Raw genomic sequence first — 17,244 nt, 5'->3', positions numbered from 1 at the left:
CAGCCCCTCAGTCCCATTCCAGGCCGCCGCGTCGCCACACGTACGCGTAGGCGACGAAGACGGTGAGCACGAAGAGCAGCATCTCCACGAGCCCGAAAAGCCCCAGGGCGTCGAAGGTGACGGCCCAGGGGTAGAGGAAGACGATCTCGATGTCGAAGACGATGAAGAGCATCGCCGTCAGGTAGTACTTGATCGGGAAGCGGCCGCCTCCGGCGGGAGTGGGCGTCGGTTCGATACCGCACTCGTACGCCTCAAGCTTTGCCCTGTTGTACCGCTTTGGCCCGATAAGCGTGGCCATGACCACGGAGAAGATCGCAAACCCCGCACCCAGGGCACCGAGCACGAGGACGGGCGCGTACGCATTCACGCTCCTCGCTCCTTCCAGTCGTCCTTGACCGTTGGACCGCACCGCCGGGCCGTGAAAGATCGCCCCCATGTGAGGCAGTTCACAAGCCCGGCTGCCCCGCATCCTATGCCCGCCCCTCTGTGATCTGCGACACGGGGTACACCAAGGACTTTGTGATCTCCACCACCTGACGAAGGATCATGAAGTCGGATGAGCGGTGATCTTGTTGCGCGAAGCGCCCAGGTGATCACCAGATGTGACATCCGGACCGGAAATCGCTGCTCGGAGGGGGTGTCGCACTATCAAGTGTTGGCCACTACAGGCAAATTGGTGATGGACGCGTCCGGGTGATAAAGGAACCGTCCGTCGCCCGGTCGGGGGGTCCCGCGTACGGGAGTGGACGCGTGCGCGCTTTCACGAGCTCTCGCGAGACGCCGATGTGACCTGCGTCACCTCACAGGAACCTCAAAAGAAGAGGGCTTGGCCATCGGCGTCAAGAGGTGGTAAGCGTCGGGCAATTCGGGCGTTTCAATGAAAACCCGTGATCAAGGGCCGGATGAGCCATGCCCGATTTGCCCGTTACGGCGTCAATAAGGGTGCCACGGAAGCGGATTCACAGGTTCCGAACGTAACTGTGGCGCAACCCACGTTTCTTGAAGGGAACCGTGAAGCCCTGATAGCGGTTGTACCCATGTCCCACACCGCTCACATACCCAGCCACCGGAAGCCCCGCCGCAGCGCCTCGAAGCTCGCGCTCCGTGCCGGAGTTGCCGGTGGCGTCCTCGGCACCATCGCGGTGGCCGGTGCTGCCGGGCCGGCGAATGCCGAGCCGGTGACCGAGACCATCGAAATGCCCACCCTGGGCTCCCTCGACGCCGGTACCGGCCTCGCCAGTGCCGTCGCCGCCTCCGCCGAGGCCTCCCAGCAGGAGGCCCTCGACCAGAGCCTCCAGTCCCGGGAGGACGCGGCGCTGCACACCGCCGCCAAGGAGGCCAAGAAGGCCAAGGCCGAGGCCGAGCGCAAGGCAGCGGCCGAGCGCGCCGAGAAGGCCCGCCTCAAGGCCGAGCAGGAGCGCAAGGAGGCCGCGGAGCGCGCCTCCCGCGACTCCGCCCGCACCCAGCTCTCCACCACGAGCACGTCGAACGACAGCGGCTCCTCGTCCTCCGACAGCGGCTCCACCGCCTCGCAGAACGACAGCCAGACGCAGGCCCCCTCCGGCTCCGCCGCCGCGATCGTGGCCTTCGCCAGGGCGCAGATCGGCGACGCGTACGTCTCCGGCGGCACCGGCCCCAACTCCTGGGACTGCTCGGGCCTCGTGCAGGCCGCCTACAAGGCCGCCGGCATCGACCTGCCCCGCATCTCGTACCAGCAGTCGAGCATGGGCACCTCCGTCTCGCTGAGCGACCTCCAGCCGGGCGACGTCCTGTACTGGGGCAGCCGCAGCGGCTCGTACCACGTCGCGATCTACGTCGGCGGCGGCAAGTACGTCGGCGCGCAGAACCCGTCCAGCGGTGTCGTCGAGCACACGATGGACTGGGACACGCCCTCCGGCGCGGTCCGCATCCTCTGATTCCGCCTTCACGGTGAAAAGCCGTCACTCCTCGGGGGAGTGACGGCTTTTGCCGTGTCCACCCCCATGCGGGGCGGACGGGGATGTTCAGGCCTTCGGGGCCACCTTCGAGAGGCCGTTGATGATGCGGTCCATCGCGTCGCCGCCCGTGGGGTCGGTGAGGTTGGCCAGCATCTTCAGGGTGAACTTCATCAGCAGCGGGTGGGTCAGACCGCGCTGGGCCGCGATCTTCATGATCTTCGGATTGCCGATGAGCTTCACGAACGCGCGGCCCAGCGTGTAGTAGCCGCCGTAGGTGTCCTTGAGGATCTGCGGGTAGTTCCGCAGGGCCAGTTCGCGCTGGGCCGGGGTCGCGCGCGCGTGCGCCTGGACGATGACGTCGGCCGCGATCTGGCCCGACTCCATCGCGTAGGCGATGCCCTCGCCGTTGAACGGGTTGACGAGACCGCCCGCGTCACCGACGAGCAGCAGGCCCCTGGTGTAGTGCGGCTGGCGGTTGAAGGCCATCGGCAGGGCGGCGCCGCGGATCGGCGTCGTCATGTTCTCCGGGGTGTAGCCCCAGTCCTCCGGCATGGAGGCGCACCAGGCCTTGAGGACCTCACGCCAGTCCAGCTCCTTGAAGGCGGACGAGGAGTCGAGGATGCCGAGGCCGACGTTGGACGTGCCGTCGCCCATCGGGAAGATCCAGCCGTAGCCGGGCAGCAGCCGGTCCTGCGGGCCGCGCCGGTCCCACAGCTCCAGCCAGGACTCCAGGTAGTCGTCGTCGTGGCGGGGGCTGGTGAAGTACGTCCGCACGGCGACGCCCATCGGGCGGTCCTCGCGCCGGTGCAGGCCCATGGCCACGGAGAGCCGGGTGGAGTTGCCGTCGGCGGCGACGACGAGCGGGGCGTGGAAGGTGACCTCGCGCTTCTCCTCGCCCAGCTTCGCGTGGACACCGGTGATCCGGCCCGTACGGTCGTCGATGATCGGCGCGCCGACGTTGCAGCGCTCGTACAGCCGGGCGCCGGCCTTCTGCGCCTGGCGGGCCAGCTGCTCGTCGAAGTCGTCGCGCTTGCGGACGAGTCCGTAGTCCGGGTACGAGGCGAGCTCCGGCCAGTCCAGTTCGAGCCGGACGCCACCGCCGATGATCCGCAGGCCCTTGTTGCGCAGCCAGCCGGCCTCTTCGGAGATGTCGATGCCCATGGAGACGAGCTGCTTGGTGGCGCGCGGGGTGAGGCCGTCGCCGCAGACCTTCTCGCGGGGGAACGCGGTCTTCTCCAGGAGCAGGACGTCGAGTCCGGCCTTGGCGAGGTAGTACGCGGTGGTGGAGCCGGCCGGGCCCGCCCCGACGACGATCACATCAGCGCTGTGCTCGGAGAGGGGCTTCTCGGTCACGGCGGATCTCCCGAAAGGTCGGCGAAGAGGACGTAGGGAAGTCTAGGGCGGGCGGTGCGGACCGGACCGGAGGGGCACCCTGGCCGCCCCTGCGCGGCTCGTGCCGCCGCGGCGGCTACTCCGCCTTGAAGCCGCGGTGCAGGGCGACGATGCCGCCGGTCAGGTTCCGCCAGGCCACCTTCGACCAGCCGGCCTTCTGCAGGAGGCCCGCGAGCGTGGGCTGGTCCGGCCAGGACTGGATGGACTCGGCGAGGTACACGTACGCGTCGGGGTTGGACGAGACCGCGCGGGCCACCGGGGGCAGCGCGCGCATCAGGTACTCCTCGTACACCGTCCGGAAGGGCGCCCAGGTGGCGTGCGAGAACTCGCAGATCACGACCCGGCCGCCGGGCTTCGTCACCCGGTACAGCTCGCGGAGCGCCTGCTCGGTGTCCTGGATGTTGCGCAGCCCGAAGGAGATGGTGACGGCGTCGAAGACGTCGTCCTTGAAGGGCAGCCGCATGCCGTCGCCCGCGGTGAACGGCATCCAGGGGTGCCGCTTCTTGCCGACCTTCAGCATGCCGAGGGAGAAGTCGCACGGGACGACGTACGCGCCCGCCCGCGCGAAGGGCTGCGAGGAGGTGGCCGTACCGGCCGCGAGGTCGAGGATCTTCTGCGCGGGGCGCGCGTCGACCGCCTTGGCGACCTCCTTGCGCCAGCGCCGGTCCTGGCCGAGCGAGATCACGTCGTTGGTCAGGTCGTAGTTGGCCGCCACGTCGTCGAACATGGAGGCGACTTCGTGCGGCTGCTTGTCCAGGGATGCTCGGGTCACTGGCGTTCGGCCTCGCAAGATCGGGTGCGGACGGATCCACCCATTCTGGCAGGCGGGCCCCGGCCGCCCGGAGCGGGCCCGCCCGGCGGCGCACCGGCCGCCACGATTTCCCGGAATCCCTTTCAACCTTTCGGGACCGGGGGTGCTCAAGGACGGTCGAGCACACGCCACGACGGCGGGGGCACGACGGCGAGGGGAGAAGGGTGCGATGGCAGTGCCGATGGAAGTGAGGACCGCGGAGCGGGACGTCGGGCCGGACACCGGGGCGGCGGACGCGGCCGGCGGCGGGCCGGACGACCGGTCCGCGGGCGGGGTCGACGTCGGCTCCGTCGCCGGGTTCGAGGAGTTCGCCCGGGCCTCCCAGACGCGCCTGTACCGCACGGCGTACCTGCTCTGCGGCGACGCCGAGACCGCCCGGGACCTGACCCAGACCACGCTGGCCAAGGTGTACCAGCACTGGCGCCGGGCGGGGGCCGCCGACCATCCGCACGCGTACGCCAAGACCGTGCTGACCCGCACGTTCCTGAGCGAACGGCGGCGCCGGCTGCGCGACCTCCTCGCGCTGACCCGGACCGGGGGCACGGACCCCGAACCGCCCGCCGACGACACCGACCTGCGGGTGACGCTCCTCGACGCCCTCGCCGAACTCCCGCCCCGGGCCCGGGCGATGGTCGTGCTGCGCTACTGGGAGGACCAGAGCGTGGCCTCCGTGGCCACCCTGCTGCGGTGCAGCGAGGCCACCGTCAAGAGCCAGTGCTCCCGTTCACTCGCCCGGCTCCGCGTCCGCCTGGCGGACGCCGGGCTCTCGATCAAGGAAAGCTGAGGTCCACGTGAAGAGCGACCACGACATCACCCTGTTGCGCGACGCCATGGAGCGGACCACGGACGGTCTGCCCCCGCTGCCCGACCTCGCCCCGATCGCCGTGCGCGAGGGCCGCAGGCGGCGGGCCCGGTCCCGGCTCGCGGCCGGTACGGCGGCGTTCGCCGTGGTCACGGCGGGGGCCCTCGGGCTCACGCTGCTGCCGCGTCCGGGGTCGGACGTCCCCGGGGTGTCGGCGAACGTCGGCGGTGAGGCCGGGCGCCGCGCGGACTACCAGCGGAGGATGGCGGCATTGCTGGACGAGCTGCTGCCCCCGAAGGTCACCGCCGTCAGGCCGGTGAAGGACGAGGTGGGGCTGTACCGGATCACGGTGGGCGGCGGGACGATCCGGATGGTCGCTTCGGTGCGGCCGCTGAAGGAGGGGTCCGCGCCCTGCGAGATGCGGCATCCGAAGGACTCCGCCTGCGCGGGGAAGGAACTGCGGCTCGGGCCGGTCGGATGGTTGTGCGGACCCGGCGTGGAGTACTGGATCGGTAGGAGCCTGGTCACGCTCTCCGTGAACTCCGGGACGCCGTCGGTGCCGTTGACCGTGGACGATCTGCTCGCCGTGGGTCAGGACCCGCGCTTCGTGAAGCTGGCCAAGGAGGCGGACGCCCGCCCGGTGGAGGCGCTGTCGGACCGCATCGTCGGCGCCCACCTGGTCACCCCGGAGGAAAGGAAGAACTGGAAGTTCTGCCGAGGGGATCAGCGCGCCCGGTAGACCAGCCGCCCGTCGATCACCGTCGCCACGCACGTCGACGCTCCCCGGCGCACCAGCGCCGCCGTGTCGGGGACGTCGAAGACGGCGAAGCGGGCCGGGCCGCCGGGGGCCAGGCGCGGGAGAAGGATCAGGGGTACGGGCGACAGCGCCGGGGGCCCCGGGAGGACCTCGGGGCGGCGGCCGACCGCGAGGCCCGCGCGGCGCACCGCGTCGACGGCGCCCCGGGCGCGCAGCTCCCCGGCGACCGCGACCGTGCCGTGCGCCAGCATCCGCTGGACCCCGCGCCGCGCGCTCGCGCCGAGCCGGGCGGGGTCGGCGCGGAGGATCTCCGCGGCCCGCTCACCGGTGACCGGCGCGGTGCCGTACGTGTCGGCCTCGCGCGGGTCCGGGTGGTAGGTCCGCTCCAGGAGCTCGGGGCCGTACGGGTTGAGCAGGCCGGGCGTGAGGATGCCCGGCCAGCGGCGCAGCCGGGCGTCCTGGTGCGCCTCGGCCAGTTCCTCGTACGGGCCGACGGCGGCGATCCGGGCGCCGTCGACGAGGACGGCGGTCTCCGGGGACGCCTCGGCGGCGTGGAGGGTGAGCACCGGTCTCAGCGGGCGTCGAGGAGCTTCAGCTCGGGGTGCGCCGTGCCGCCCTCGATCGCCGTGGAGGAGATGTGGGAGGCGACGCGCTCGTCGACCGGGTCGTTCGCCGGGTCGTCGTGGACCACGATGTGCTCGTAGGTCGTGGTGCGCTGCGCCGGGACGCGGTCCGCCGTGCGGATCATGTCGATCATCTCGCGCAGGTTGGAGCGGTGCCTGGCGCCCGCCGAGGAGACGACGTTCTCCTCCAGCATGATCGAGCCGAGGTCGTCCGCGCCGTAGTGCAGGGTCAGCTGGCCGATCTCCTTGCCCGTGGTGAGCCACGAGCCCTGGATGTGGGCGACGTTGTCGAGGAAGAGGCGGGCGATCGAGATCATCCGCAGGTACTCGAAGAGCGTGGCCTGCGTGCGGCCCTTGAGGTGGTTGTTCTCGGGCTGGTACGTGTAGGGGATGAAGGCCCGGAAGCCGCCCGTCCGGTCCTGCACGTCACGGATCATGCGCAGGTGCTCGATCCGCTCGGCGTTGGTCTCGCCGGTGCCCATCAGCATGGTGGAGGTGGACTCGACGCCCAGCTTGTGGGCGATCTCCATGATCTCCAGCCAGCGCTCGCCGCTCTCCTTGAGCGGGGCGATGGCCTTGCGCGGCCGCTCCGGCAGCAGCTCGGCGCCGGCGCCCGCGAAGGAGTCGAGACCGGCGGCGTGGATGCGGGTGATCGCCTCCTCGACGGAGACGCCGGAGATGCGGGCCATGTGCTCGACCTCGGAGGCGCCGAGGGAGTGGATGACCAGCTGCGGGAAGTCCTTCTTGATGGCGGCGAAGTGCTTCTCGTAGTACTCGACGCCGAAGTCCGGGTGGTGGCCGCCCTGGAACATGATCTGGGTGCCGCCGAGCTCCACGGTCTCCGCGCAGCGGCGCAGGATGTCGTCGAGGTCCCGGGTCCAGCCCTTCTTGGTGTCCTTCGGGGCGGCGTAGAACGCGCAGAACTTGCACGCCGTCACACAGACGTTCGTGTAGTTGATGTTCCGCTCGATGATGTACGTCGCGATGTGCTCGGTCCCCGCGTACCGGCGGCGGCGCACGGCGTCGGCGGCGGCGCCCAGCGCGTGCAGGGGCGCCGAGCGGTAGAGGTCGAGCGCCTCCTCGGGGGTGATCCGGCCACCCGCGGCGGCGCGGTCGAGAACAGACTGGAGTTCGGCCTTCTCGGTCACCGGGTGCGTCCCTTTCGGAGGGGTTCTGATCGACCGAACCAGCCTACGCCAGGGCTCCTCGCCGCTTCCGCAGGGTGCCGTTCGGCGGCCGCCGGAGTCCGGCAGGGGCGGGCCGCGGGTCGGGGAAGGCCGGGAGACGGGCGTGGGTCCGGCGATATCCGGTGAATTCCGGATGCGCCCCCGCGCCGGTCCGCGACTTCCGGGACCGCCCTATTGCGGGGGCACCATTACGGGGTCGCCCGGAAAGGCCCGCCCGGCGCGTGGGAGGGCCTACCGGTATTTCTTTCCCGCACCATTCCCCGCGGCTGCGCCGCTTATCGCGCCGGGGGCGGCAGGAGTTCCACCCGGACGTCCGCGGGGAAGCCGGTCGTGGGGCCGGTGCGGCGGGCGAACTCGCGTACGCCCGCGAGCTGCTCGGGGCCGAATCGGAAGTCGAGCGTGCGGAAGTACCGCTCCAGGAGTTCGGCGTCGAAGGTCTCCCAGCGGGCGGCCTGCTCGGCGACCTTGGCGACCTCTTCGAGGGAGAGGTCGCGGGAGGCGAGGAACGCCTGGTGGACCTCGTGGACGGTCTCCGGTTCGCGCGCCAGGTACTCCTTGCGGACCGCCCACACGGCGAAGACGAACGGCAGACCCGTCCACTCCTTCCACATCAGCCCCAGGTCGTGGACCTGGAGGCCGAGCCGGGGAGCGTCGTGCAGGGAGGCCCGGAGGGCGGCGTCGCCGATGAGGACGGCGGCGTCCGCCTCCTGCATCATCAGGCCGAGGTCCGGCGGGCAGGTGTAGTAGTCGGGCTCGACCCCGTACTGCTCGGCGAGCAGCAGCTGGGCGAGGCGGACCGAGGTGCGGGAGGTGGAACCGAGGGCCACGCGCGCGCGGTCGAGCTCCTCCAGGGGCCGCTGGGAGACGATCACGCAGGACATGACGGGGCCGTCGCAGCCGACGGCGATGTCGGGGAGCGCGACCAGGTCGTCCGCGTTGCGGAGGTACTCGACGAGGGTGATGGGCCCGATGTCGAGGTCGCCCCGGACGAGCCGCTCGCTGAGCTTCTCCGGGGTGTCCTTGGTGAGCTCGAGATCGAGGAGCGTCCCGGTCCTGGCGAGGCCCCAGTAGAGGGGGAGGCAGTTCAGGAACTGGATGTGCCCGACGCGGGGCCGGCTGCGCTGCTGGTCGTCGGTTGCTTTGTCCACATCGCGAGGCTAGACCCGTCTCGCAGTGTGGGCATCGGCGGGGCACACGTGTCAGCACACGGAACGGAATCAGACATGCGGGTGACGTGATCTTTCCCTCTACCGCCCCGAGCGTCCTGCGTGCTACGCTCAACGCAAGTTGCAGTTTGGTTTCCCTTGCAGTACAGAGCCTGCGGAGCATGTGACCCGCAGGCTTTTGTAGTTTTCAGACTTGTTTGCAGGTTCTGGAGCAGGGCGACCCTTTGGCCCATAGGAGGGCTCATGGCTACCGGAACCGTGAAGTGGTTCAACGCTGAAAAGGGCTTCGGCTTCATCGCCCAGGACGGCGGCGGCCCGGATGTCTTCGTCCACTACTCCGCGATCAACGCGAACGGCTTCCGCTCGCTCGAGGAGAACCAGCTCGTGACCTTCGACGTCACGCAGGGCCCGAAGGGCCCGCAGGCGGAGAACGTCTCCCCGGCCTAAGTTGCCCGGGTCGGCGAACGCGCACGACTAGAGCAGTACCCAAGGAGCCCCGCTCCGTGCCTCAGGGCACGAGCGGGGCTCCTGCCCTTTCCGTACGCTGGACACATGACCGAACGCAAGCCGCCCGGAGTCAGCTTCGAGTCGTTCGTCGACAAACAGATCCGCGAGGCCGCGGAGCGCGGCGATTTCCGCTCCCTGCCCGGCTTCGGGAAACCCCTCCCCGACGACTCGGCCCCGTACGACGAGCTGTGGTGGATCAAGGGGAAGATGCACCGCGAGGGCGCGTCCGTGCTGCCGCCCTCCCTCGCCCTGCGCAAGGCGGCCGAGGACGCGGAGGCGGCGGTCGCCGAGGCCGTCTCGGAGAGCCAGGTCCGCCGCATCCTCGGGGAGATCAACACCAGGATCGCCGAAGCCCTGCTGCGCCCGCCGGCCGGTCCCCCGCTGAACCTGAGGCCGTTCGACGTGGAGGCCGCGGTGGAGCGGTGGAAGGCGGGGGGACGAGCGGAGAGGAGCCGGCCGTGAACAGTGCCGGTCTGCTGGTCGACGCGTTCGGCCGGATCCGCGAGATCGTCCACGAGGCCGCGGAAGGGCTGTCGGACGAGGAGCTCGCCGTACGCGTCGACCCCGACGCCAATTCGGTCGCCTGGCTCGTCTGGCACCTCACCCGCGTCCAGGACGATCATGTCGCGGACGCCTTCGGTACGGACCAGGTGTGGACCTCGGACGGCTGGGTGGACCGCTTCGGGCTGCCCTTCCCGAAGCACGCCACCGGCTACGGGCAGACGAGGGCGCAGGTCGACGCGGTCCGCGCCCCGGCGGAGCTGCTGCTCGGCTACCACGACGCCGTGCACGCCCGCACCGAGGAGCTGGTCCGCACGGTCACCAACGCCGATCTGGACCGCGTCGTCGACACCCGCTGGGACCCGCCGGTCACCCTCGGTGTCCGCCTGGTGTCGGTGATCGCGGACGACCTCCAGCACGCGGGGCAGGCGGCCTTCGTACGGGGTGTGGCGGAGCGGCGGGGCAGCGCCTGACCCGCCCGTCCCCCTGAAGGGCTCACCTGTTCGACAGGTGCGTACAACCCCCGCGGACGATCATGAGTCCAACCGGGCGTGGCGACCGCCACGCCCGGTTGTCCTTGGGGGGAATCACACCGTGCAGCATCCTTCGTCAGCCCGTCGTCTCGTGACCGCCGTGGCCGCCGTCCTCGCGGTCACCGCGACCGCCGCCCTGGCCGCCACTCCGGCGACCGCCGCCGTCGCCGGGGCGCCCGCGCGGCCCGCCGGGGTCACCGCCGCGTTCACCGTCGACAACGACCTCCAGCTCGTCAGCGCCGGCACCACCGGCTTCCTGAGCCGCAAGCCCGGGGGAACCCTCTTCGACGGCTGGCAGTACTTCTGGACGACCTACGCGGACGGCACCACGAAGGGCCTCGACCCCGCCTACCAGTGGTTCGGCGGCGGCTCGGACGTGGTCTTCAGCCGCAAGCCGACCGAGACCGCCTACTTCGTGCACGACATGGCCCACCCGAGCAACTTCCTCGTCGGGCTCAGCGGCAACGGCGCCTTCGCCGGGGCCATCGGCCGGAACGCGGTCTTCACGTCCCAGAGCGGCGGCGCCCTCGATGTCACCCTGAAGCGGCTCGTGACGGGCACGAGCCAGGTGACCACCCTGAACGTGCCGCTGCCGGCCGACGCGCGGGTCCTGCGCGTCCAGGCCGGCACCGTCGACGCGGGCCTGATCCAGTACGCACGGGGCTTCGGGGACGAGACCACGTACTACCTCGCCGCCGTCGACCTCGGCAACGGCCAGATCATCCAGACCGTCCCGACCGGCGGCACCGCACCCCGGAGCGGCGTCTTCCTCACGGACACCCACTTCGGCTGGGTCGGCAACCCGACCGGCACCTCCGCGGCGCTCCTCACCGTCCCACGCGGAGGCGAGGGCATCCCGGCGTCCTTCGCACTGGGCGCGACGCCCGTGAACGCGCCCCTCGACGCCGCCGTCGTCGGCGGCTGGGCCGTCACCACGCAGAAGGGCGGCGGCCTCGCCGAGCAGCCCTCCGCGCAGTACCCGCTGGTCGCCCGCTCCCTGGCGAACCCCGGCAGCCCGATCCGGCTCCTGGACCACGCCGGCTCGGTGACCACGGCACCCGACGGCTCGGTCCTGGTGCGCGGCGGCTCGCTCTCCCAGGGCGGCGAGGGCGTCTACCGGATCACCGCCGACGCGTCCGGCACCCCGGTCGCCACCCTCGTCGCCGCCACCGGCCGGACGACGGAGCTCGGCCTCGCGGCCACGGCCGTCCCGTCCGTCGTCGACTTCGACCGGAACGGCGGCAGGGCCGCCCTCAGCTGGACCCTGTCCCGGCACAACGGCGAGGGAACGGTCACTCTGCGGCACGTCGCCTCCGGCAGGAAGGCACAGCGGTCCTTCAGCGGCAGGGACTACGCCTTCCGCGAGGGCGGCGGCAGGATCGACTTCGCCTGGGACGGCCTGCTCGCCCCGAACACCGGAGGCACGGTCGGCTTCGCGCCCAGCGGCGACTACGTCTGGGAGCTGAAGGCCAAGCCGCTCAACGGCATCGGCCCGGACCTCTCCAGGTCCGGCACCTTCAAGGTCGCCCGCAAGGCCGGCCCGCACGACTACACGAGCAACGGCAGCCCGGACGTGCTGGCGCGCGACGCCTCCGGCAGGCTGTTCCGCGACGACACCGTGCACACCCCGTCCTCGACGGAGGTCTACTCGTCCGGGCGCGCGCAGGTCGGCACCGGCTGGCAGGTCTACAACCAGCTGGAGGCCGTCGGAAACGTCGCCGGAGGTGCCGCACCCGACCTCCTCGCCCGTGACGCCTCGGGCGTCCTCTGGCTCTACCAGGGCAACGGCAACGGCGGCTTCGGCACCCGCGCGAAGGTGGGCCCGGGCTGGAACACGTACAAGCAGCTCACCGGCGGCTCCGACCTCGACGGCGACGGCCGCCCGGACCTCCTCGCCACCGACGGCACCGGCGCGCTCTGGTTCTACAAGGGCACCGGCTCCACCACCACCCCCTTCGCCACGCGCGTGAAGGTCGGCGGCGGCTGGGGCGCCTACAACCAGATCACCGCCGTCGGCGACATCGCGGGCACGTCCGCGGGCGACCTCGTCGCCCGCGACACCGCCGGCGTCCTCTGGTTCTACCAGGGCGACGGACGCGGGAAGTTCGGCACGCGCGTGAGGGTCGGCGGGGGCTGGGGCGGCTTCGCCCACCTCGTGGGCGTCGGCGACGCCGACGGCGACGGGCGGGCGGACCTCTACGCCGCCGGCCCCTCGGGCTCCCGCCTCTACCCGGGCAGCGGCATCGCGGCGAGCCCGCTCCAGCCGGGCGTCTTCACGTCCGTGCACTCCGACGCCGCCCGGTTCAACTCGATCTTCTGACAAGGGAGTACAACCGTTCGACACCCTGGCGAGTCCGTGCGGGTGTGGTTGATCGACATCCGCCGCACCCGCATCGCCAGGGGGAGAAACCTTGCTGTACGCACCCACGACCCGGCTCCGTCGTCTCGCGGCCGCCGTCCTCACCGTCTCCACGGTGACGGCGGTCGCCGGCACCCTCGTCACGGTCCCTGCCGTAGCCGCCCCGGCGGCCCTCGCACCCGCCGCCGTCACGGCCGCCGCCTCGATCGCGCTCCCGGCGGACGCCGAGATCGTCAGCGCCGGCGCCACCGGCTACATGACGGCCCGCCCCGACGGCGCCGGAGGCAAGACCCTGGCCTGGACGAACCTCGCCGACGGGACCACCACGCCGCTGCCCGGCTCGATCGGTTACGACAGCGGCACGGACACCGCCGTCACCGGCGACGGCCGCACGTTCGTGATCCGGGACATGGCGGCGGCAGGCGAGTTCTCCACCCGCATCGACATCAAGACGGCCCTCGGCGAGGACGCCGTCTTCGTCGGCGCCGCCGGCAGCATGCTGTTCGCGGCCAAGCCGGACGGCAACGGCAAGCTCCACCTGTACCGCGTCACCAAGCCGTACGACGCCGTCGTCAAGCAGGAGATCTCGTACGGCTACCAGAACACCGGCTACAAGATCGTCGGCTCCGGCGGCGGCGAGATCCTCATCCTCGGCTCCTCCCACGACGGGATGTCGACGAACTACTTCTCCACCACGTACAAGCTGTCCGGCGGCGGCCAGTTCGGGCTCTACGACTACACGAAGCCCGCGGGCCCCTGGACGGACAAGGCGACCGGCGCCGTCTCCGGCCCCTACCTCGCGCGGACCGAGCGCGTCGACGGCACGACCGAAGCCGTCGTCTACCACCGCACCGACTACACGACGAAGCGCTTCCCCCTGGGGACCGACGAGAACATCACCGTCGCGGGGATCCTCGGCGACTGGCTCCTCTACGGGCTGCCCGGCGGCATGACGTCGAACACGCCCAACCCGCTGCACGCCCTGACCGCCCGCTCCCTCACGGGCACCGCGAAGGTCAAGCTCCTCGACCACATCACCTCCTCCGCCGTCGCGCCCGACGGCAGCGTCCTCGTGCGCGGCGGCTCCGCCACCCAGGGCGAAGGCCTGTACCGGATCACCGAGTTCGGCGGAGAGCCGCAGGTCACCCAGGTCGCGTCGACCGGGCGGCCGACCTCCGTCCAGGTGACCGTCGACGACGTCCCGACGGTCGTCGACCTCGACAGGAACGGCACCACGGTCCCGCTGCAGTGGGTCCTGTCCCGGACCAACGTCGTCCTGGACCTCACCCTCACCCACCTGCGGACCGGCAAGACGTTCACGCAGCACCTGACCCAGCCCTCCTCCCCCGTCCGCATCACCTGGAACGGGCTCCTGGACGGCATCAGCGCCCCGAACGGCGACTACACGTGGACCGTCACCGCGAAGCCGCTCAACGGCATCGGCTCCGCGGGCTACTCCTCCGGGAACCTCAGGGTCGTCCGGAAGGCCAACGCGCACGACTTCAACGACAACGGCTCCACCGACGTCCTGGCCCGGGACGCCTCCGGCACCCTGTGGCGGGACGACCTCTTCGACTGGCCGACGGGCGGCCAGGTCGTCACCGCCCGCCGCACCAAGGTCGGCACCGGCTGGAACACGTACAAGCAGATCGAGGCCGTGGGCAACGTCGTGGGACGCTCGCCCGGCGACCTCGTCGCCCTCGACGGCAGCGGCGTCCTCTGGCTCTACAAGGGCAACGGCGACGGCACCCTGTCCACGCGCATCAGGGTCGGCGGCGGCTGGGGCGGCTACACCAAGCTGACCGGCGGCTCGGACCTGACCGGCGGCGGCAGGCCCGACCTCCTCGCCACCGACGGCTCCGGCGTTCTGTGGCACTACCCGAGCACCGGCGACGAGTTCCACCCGTTCGGCAACCGCGTCCGCGTCGGCGGCGGCTGGGGCGCCTACAACCAGATCACCGCCGTCGGCGACATCGCGGGCACGCCCGCGGGTGACCTCGTCGCGCGCGACACCGCCGGCGTCCTCTGGCTCTACCAGGGCAACGGCGCGGGCGGCTTCGGCACCCGCGTGCGGGTCGGCGGCGGCTGGGGCGGTTTCAGCCAGCTCGTCGGCGCCGGCGACCTCGACAACGACGGGCGCCCGGACCTGATCGCGTACGGGACGTCCGGGACGTGGGTCTACCGGTCGACGGGCTCGACGACCGCGCCCTTCGTCCGCCTGACCACGAACCTGTACGCGGGCGAGGGCACCACGTTCACCTCGGTCTCCTGACGTCATTCCTCCGACACCGGCGTACAACTTTTCGAACCCATCGTGAGTCGTGTGGGTGTGGCGGAAAAACGCCGCACCCACACCTCTGGGGGAGGACTCCGTTTTGTCCCGAGCACGCACGTCCCGGCACCGCCTCACCACGGCGGTCACCGTCGCCCTCGCCGTGACCGTGGGCACGCTCACGGCCGCACCGACGGCCCTGGCGGCGACGGGGGCCGTGACGGCCGGCGCCGAGGAGGCCCCGCAGGCCGCGTCGGAGCTGCCGCCCGGCTCGCTTCTCATCGGCAACGGCCCGTCCGGTTTCCTGACCCGCTCGACCGAGGGGACGAAGAGGGTCTACCGCTGGACGCGCTCCGAGGACGGCGTCACGACCGTCCTGCCCGAGGGGACCTACTACGGGGGCCTCCGGAGCGACCTGGTCGTCAAGATGGACGGGACCGTCCACACGCTGTACGACATGGCCACGGGCGCCGACCCCGTGGTGATCGACATCGCTCCCCTCGGACCGTCCGCCAGGCTCTCCTGGCTGGCCGGCTCCTCCCTCGTCGTGTACGTCACCAACGCCACGGGCGGCACCGACATCCACATCGTCGGCAAGCCCGGCGGCACCTTCCAGGACCGCAAGGTGACCGGGCTGCCCGCGAACACCACGATCCTCCGGAGCGTCCTGGGCTCGCCCGACACCCTGGCGCTCCTGTACACCGGCACGGTGGGCGGGGTGTCCGGCAAGCGCCTGGCCCTCGTGGACACCGTCACCGGCGCGGTCGTCGACGACCGCGCCACCCCCGCGGCGTACGAGGGGGACACCGTCGAGCAGGGCCGGCTCAGCCACGTGGTGTCGTCCGTCAGCGCCTCCGCCACCCACGTGGCCTGGACCGAGAAGTCCGCCGCCGGCACCGTGGACCTGGTGGTGGCCCGGCGGGGCGGGTCCGCAGTCCAGCGCATCCCCCTCACGACCCTGGACCCGGTTGTGGTCCACCTGCTGGGTGACTGGGTGACGTACGGCGTGACCGGGGCCGCCACGGCCTTCACGCCCAACCCGTTCTACTCGCTGACGGCCCGCTCCCTCACCTCGGAGCGGACCGTCGAGGTCCTCGACAGCGTGGACCGCGTCCGCGGCGAGTCCGACGACCAGGCGCTGTTCCAGGGCGGCACGATCGCCGGGGGCCAGGGCCTCTACCGGGTCGCCACCGACGAGACCGGCACGCCGGCCGCGAAGCTCGTGGCGAGCACCGGCGAGCCCACCACGCTGGGCGTCGAGGACTCCCCGAACTCCCCCGTCCCCAGCACCGCCGACCTTGCGCGCGGCGACGAGCCGGACATGGTGTGGCAGTTCGACAAGCCCGCGAAGTTCCGTGTCGTCCTCACCCACACCGCCTCCGGCAAGACCTGGACCTCCGAGGACAGCCTGTACCGCCCCTACGTCGGCGGAACCCAGTGGACCGGCATGCTCGACGACCACTCCTCCGCCTCCAACGGCGACTACACGTGGAAGATGACCGCGCGCTCCCTCAACGGCATCGGACCCGAGGTCGTCAGGACCGGCACGCTCAAGGTCAGCAGCAAGCCCGCCCCGCACGACTTCTCCGACAGCGGCATCGCGGACCTGCTCGTCCGGGACGGCTCCGGACGGCTGCTCAACTACGACGCCCGCCAGGCCCTGTACGAGACCCGCTGGGGCTACAAGCGGACGCCCACCGTCCTCGGCACCGGCTGGAACACCTACGACCGGCTCGCCGCCCCCGGCAACCTGGACGCCTCTCCGTACGCCGACGTGCTCGGCCGCGACCGGACCGGCGTCCTCTGGCTCCACTCCGGAACCGGCCGCGCCCTCGCCCCCCGTACGAAGATCGGCGGCGGCTGGCAGATCTACGACAAGCTGGTCGGCGGCAGCAGCGACCTGACCGGCGACCGCCGGGCCGACCTGCTCGCCGCCGACAAGGCCGGCGACCTGTGGCTGTACAAGGGCACGGGCAAGGCGGCCGCCCCCTTCGCGCCCCGCAAGAGGATCGGCGGGGGCTGGGGCGCGTACAACCAGATCTCCGCCGTCGGCAACCTCGCCGGAGGCCCCGCCGGCGACCTCGTCGCCCGCGACCGGGCCGGTGTCCTCTGGCTCCACCTCGGCAAGGGCGACGGCACCTTCGCGCCCCGCACGAAGATCGGCACGGGCTGGAACCGGTACACCGACCTCGTCGGCGTCGGCGACGTCAACAGGGACGGCCGCCCCGACCTCGTCGCCCAGGGCGTCATGGGCGGCTCGTTCGACACCCTCTCGTACTACGTGGGCACGGGCGACTGGCGCGCGCCCTTCAGCTCCCGGCGCGAGGCGTACAGCCCGGAGCTGCTCGGGACGTATCCCACGACGCTGTTCTGACCCCGGCCCGCGGTCGTGTACCG

Annotated in this window: 15 protein-coding genes; 9 read left to right on the top strand and 6 right to left on the bottom strand. The window is 71.4% G+C overall.

Annotation, left to right across the window (positions count from 1 at the left end):
- Positions 1-7: 7 nt before the first annotated feature.
- Positions 8-367: an NADH-quinone oxidoreductase subunit A gene (locus tag ACN9MM_RS22960; protein WP_019888619.1), complete on the bottom strand. Its 360-nt coding sequence runs from the start codon at positions 365-367 to the stop codon at positions 8-10.
- A gap of 670 nt (positions 368-1,037) precedes the next feature.
- On the opposite strand from ACN9MM_RS22960, the gene ACN9MM_RS22955 reads away from it, so the two are divergent.
- Positions 1,038-1,916, top strand: coding sequence for a C40 family peptidase (locus ACN9MM_RS22955; protein ID WP_426365435.1), 879 nt, complete (start codon positions 1,038-1,040; stop codon positions 1,914-1,916).
- Between the two features lie 87 nt (positions 1,917-2,003).
- Here the strand turns inward: ACN9MM_RS22955 and ACN9MM_RS22950 are convergent, their stop codons facing one another.
- Positions 2,004-3,290 (bottom strand): geranylgeranyl reductase family protein, encoded by a 1,287-nt coding sequence (locus tag ACN9MM_RS22950; RefSeq protein WP_382863628.1) that lies wholly within the window; start codon positions 3,288-3,290, stop codon positions 2,004-2,006.
- 115 nt (positions 3,291-3,405) lie between these two features.
- Positions 3,406-4,101: a demethylmenaquinone methyltransferase gene (locus tag ACN9MM_RS22945; protein WP_426365433.1), complete on the bottom strand. Its 696-nt coding sequence runs from the start codon at positions 4,099-4,101 to the stop codon at positions 3,406-3,408.
- A 208-nt stretch (positions 4,102-4,309) separates the two neighbouring features.
- Between ACN9MM_RS22945 and ACN9MM_RS22940 the strand changes: the two genes are divergently transcribed.
- Both ACN9MM_RS22940 and ACN9MM_RS22935 read left to right on the top strand, forming a co-directional pair.
- Positions 4,310-4,924 (top strand): SigE family RNA polymerase sigma factor, encoded by a 615-nt coding sequence (locus ACN9MM_RS22940; protein WP_426365431.1) that lies wholly within the window; start codon positions 4,310-4,312, stop codon positions 4,922-4,924.
- A 7-nt stretch (positions 4,925-4,931) separates the two neighbouring features.
- Positions 4,932-5,681: a hypothetical protein gene (locus ACN9MM_RS22935; RefSeq protein ID WP_426365430.1), complete on the top strand. Its 750-nt coding sequence runs from the start codon at positions 4,932-4,934 to the stop codon at positions 5,679-5,681.
- On the opposite strand, the gene ACN9MM_RS22930 is transcribed toward ACN9MM_RS22935, so the two are convergent.
- The 3 genes from ACN9MM_RS22930 to ACN9MM_RS22920 all read right to left on the bottom strand — a co-directional run bounded on the left by ACN9MM_RS22930 (position 5,666) and on the right by ACN9MM_RS22920 (position 8,657).
- Complete coding sequence (locus tag ACN9MM_RS22930; RefSeq protein ID WP_426365429.1) at positions 5,666-6,265, bottom strand: imidazolonepropionase-like domain-containing protein; 600 nt, start codon at positions 6,263-6,265, stop codon at positions 5,666-5,668. The two genes, ACN9MM_RS22935 and ACN9MM_RS22930, sit on opposite strands and share 16 nt — an antisense overlap.
- 5 nt (positions 6,266-6,270) lie before the next feature.
- A complete protein-coding gene (mqnC, locus tag ACN9MM_RS22925; RefSeq protein ID WP_426365427.1) occupies positions 6,271-7,470 on the bottom strand; it encodes a cyclic dehypoxanthinyl futalosine synthase in 1,200 nt (399 codons plus the stop codon).
- A gap of 314 nt (positions 7,471-7,784) precedes the next feature.
- A complete protein-coding gene (locus ACN9MM_RS22920) occupies positions 7,785-8,657 on the bottom strand; it encodes a menaquinone biosynthetic enzyme MqnA/MqnD family protein (RefSeq protein ID WP_426365425.1) in 873 nt (290 codons plus the stop codon).
- A 261-nt stretch (positions 8,658-8,918) separates the two neighbouring features.
- Between ACN9MM_RS22920 and ACN9MM_RS22915 the strand changes: the two genes are divergently transcribed.
- From ACN9MM_RS22915 to ACN9MM_RS22890, 6 genes are all read left to right on the top strand, one after another.
- Complete coding sequence (locus ACN9MM_RS22915; protein ID WP_015035453.1) at positions 8,919-9,122, top strand: cold-shock protein; 204 nt, start codon at positions 8,919-8,921, stop codon at positions 9,120-9,122.
- Between the two features lie 105 nt (positions 9,123-9,227).
- The gene (locus ACN9MM_RS22910; RefSeq protein ID WP_426365423.1) at positions 9,228-9,644 is read left to right on the top strand and encodes a DUF1992 domain-containing protein; all 417 of its coding nucleotides are present in this window, start codon (positions 9,228-9,230) and stop codon (positions 9,642-9,644) included.
- Positions 9,641-10,156: a mycothiol transferase gene (locus ACN9MM_RS22905; protein ID WP_426365421.1), complete on the top strand. Its 516-nt coding sequence runs from the start codon at positions 9,641-9,643 to the stop codon at positions 10,154-10,156. The genes ACN9MM_RS22910 and ACN9MM_RS22905 overlap by 4 nt, the downstream gene beginning before the upstream one ends.
- A 151-nt stretch (positions 10,157-10,307) precedes the next feature.
- The gene (locus ACN9MM_RS22900) at positions 10,308-12,536 is read left to right on the top strand and encodes an FG-GAP repeat domain-containing protein (RefSeq protein WP_426365420.1); all 2,229 of its coding nucleotides are present in this window, start codon (positions 10,308-10,310) and stop codon (positions 12,534-12,536) included.
- A gap of 91 nt (positions 12,537-12,627) precedes the next feature.
- Complete coding sequence (locus ACN9MM_RS22895; RefSeq protein WP_426365419.1) at positions 12,628-14,847, top strand: FG-GAP repeat domain-containing protein; 2,220 nt, start codon at positions 12,628-12,630, stop codon at positions 14,845-14,847.
- A gap of 103 nt (positions 14,848-14,950) precedes the next feature.
- Complete coding sequence (locus ACN9MM_RS22890; protein ID WP_426365418.1) at positions 14,951-17,221, top strand: FG-GAP repeat domain-containing protein; 2,271 nt, start codon at positions 14,951-14,953, stop codon at positions 17,219-17,221.
- The last annotated feature ends 23 nt before the right edge of the window (positions 17,222-17,244 follow it).

This window comes from Streptomyces sp. E-08 (assembly GCF_049913095.1).
GTDB lineage: Bacteria > Actinomycetota > Actinomycetes > Streptomycetales > Streptomycetaceae > Streptomyces.
This window is presented reverse-complemented; position numbering and strand designations above follow the sequence as displayed.

Excerpts from the sequence above, each read along its gene's own strand:
- ACN9MM_RS22915 (WP_015035453.1), top strand. The coding sequence starts at position 8,919 with ATGGCTACCGGAACCGTGAAGTGGTTCAACGCTGAAAAGGGCTTCGGC.
- ACN9MM_RS22910 (WP_426365423.1), top strand. The coding sequence starts at position 9,228 with ATGACCGAACGCAAGCCGCCCGGAGTCAGCTTCGAGTCGTTCGTCGAC.
- ACN9MM_RS22940 (WP_426365431.1), top strand. The coding sequence starts at position 4,310 with ATGGCAGTGCCGATGGAAGTGAGGACCGCGGAGCGGGACGTCGGGCCG.
- ACN9MM_RS22955 (WP_426365435.1), top strand. The coding sequence starts at position 1,038 with ATGTCCCACACCGCTCACATACCCAGCCACCGGAAGCCCCGCCGCAGC.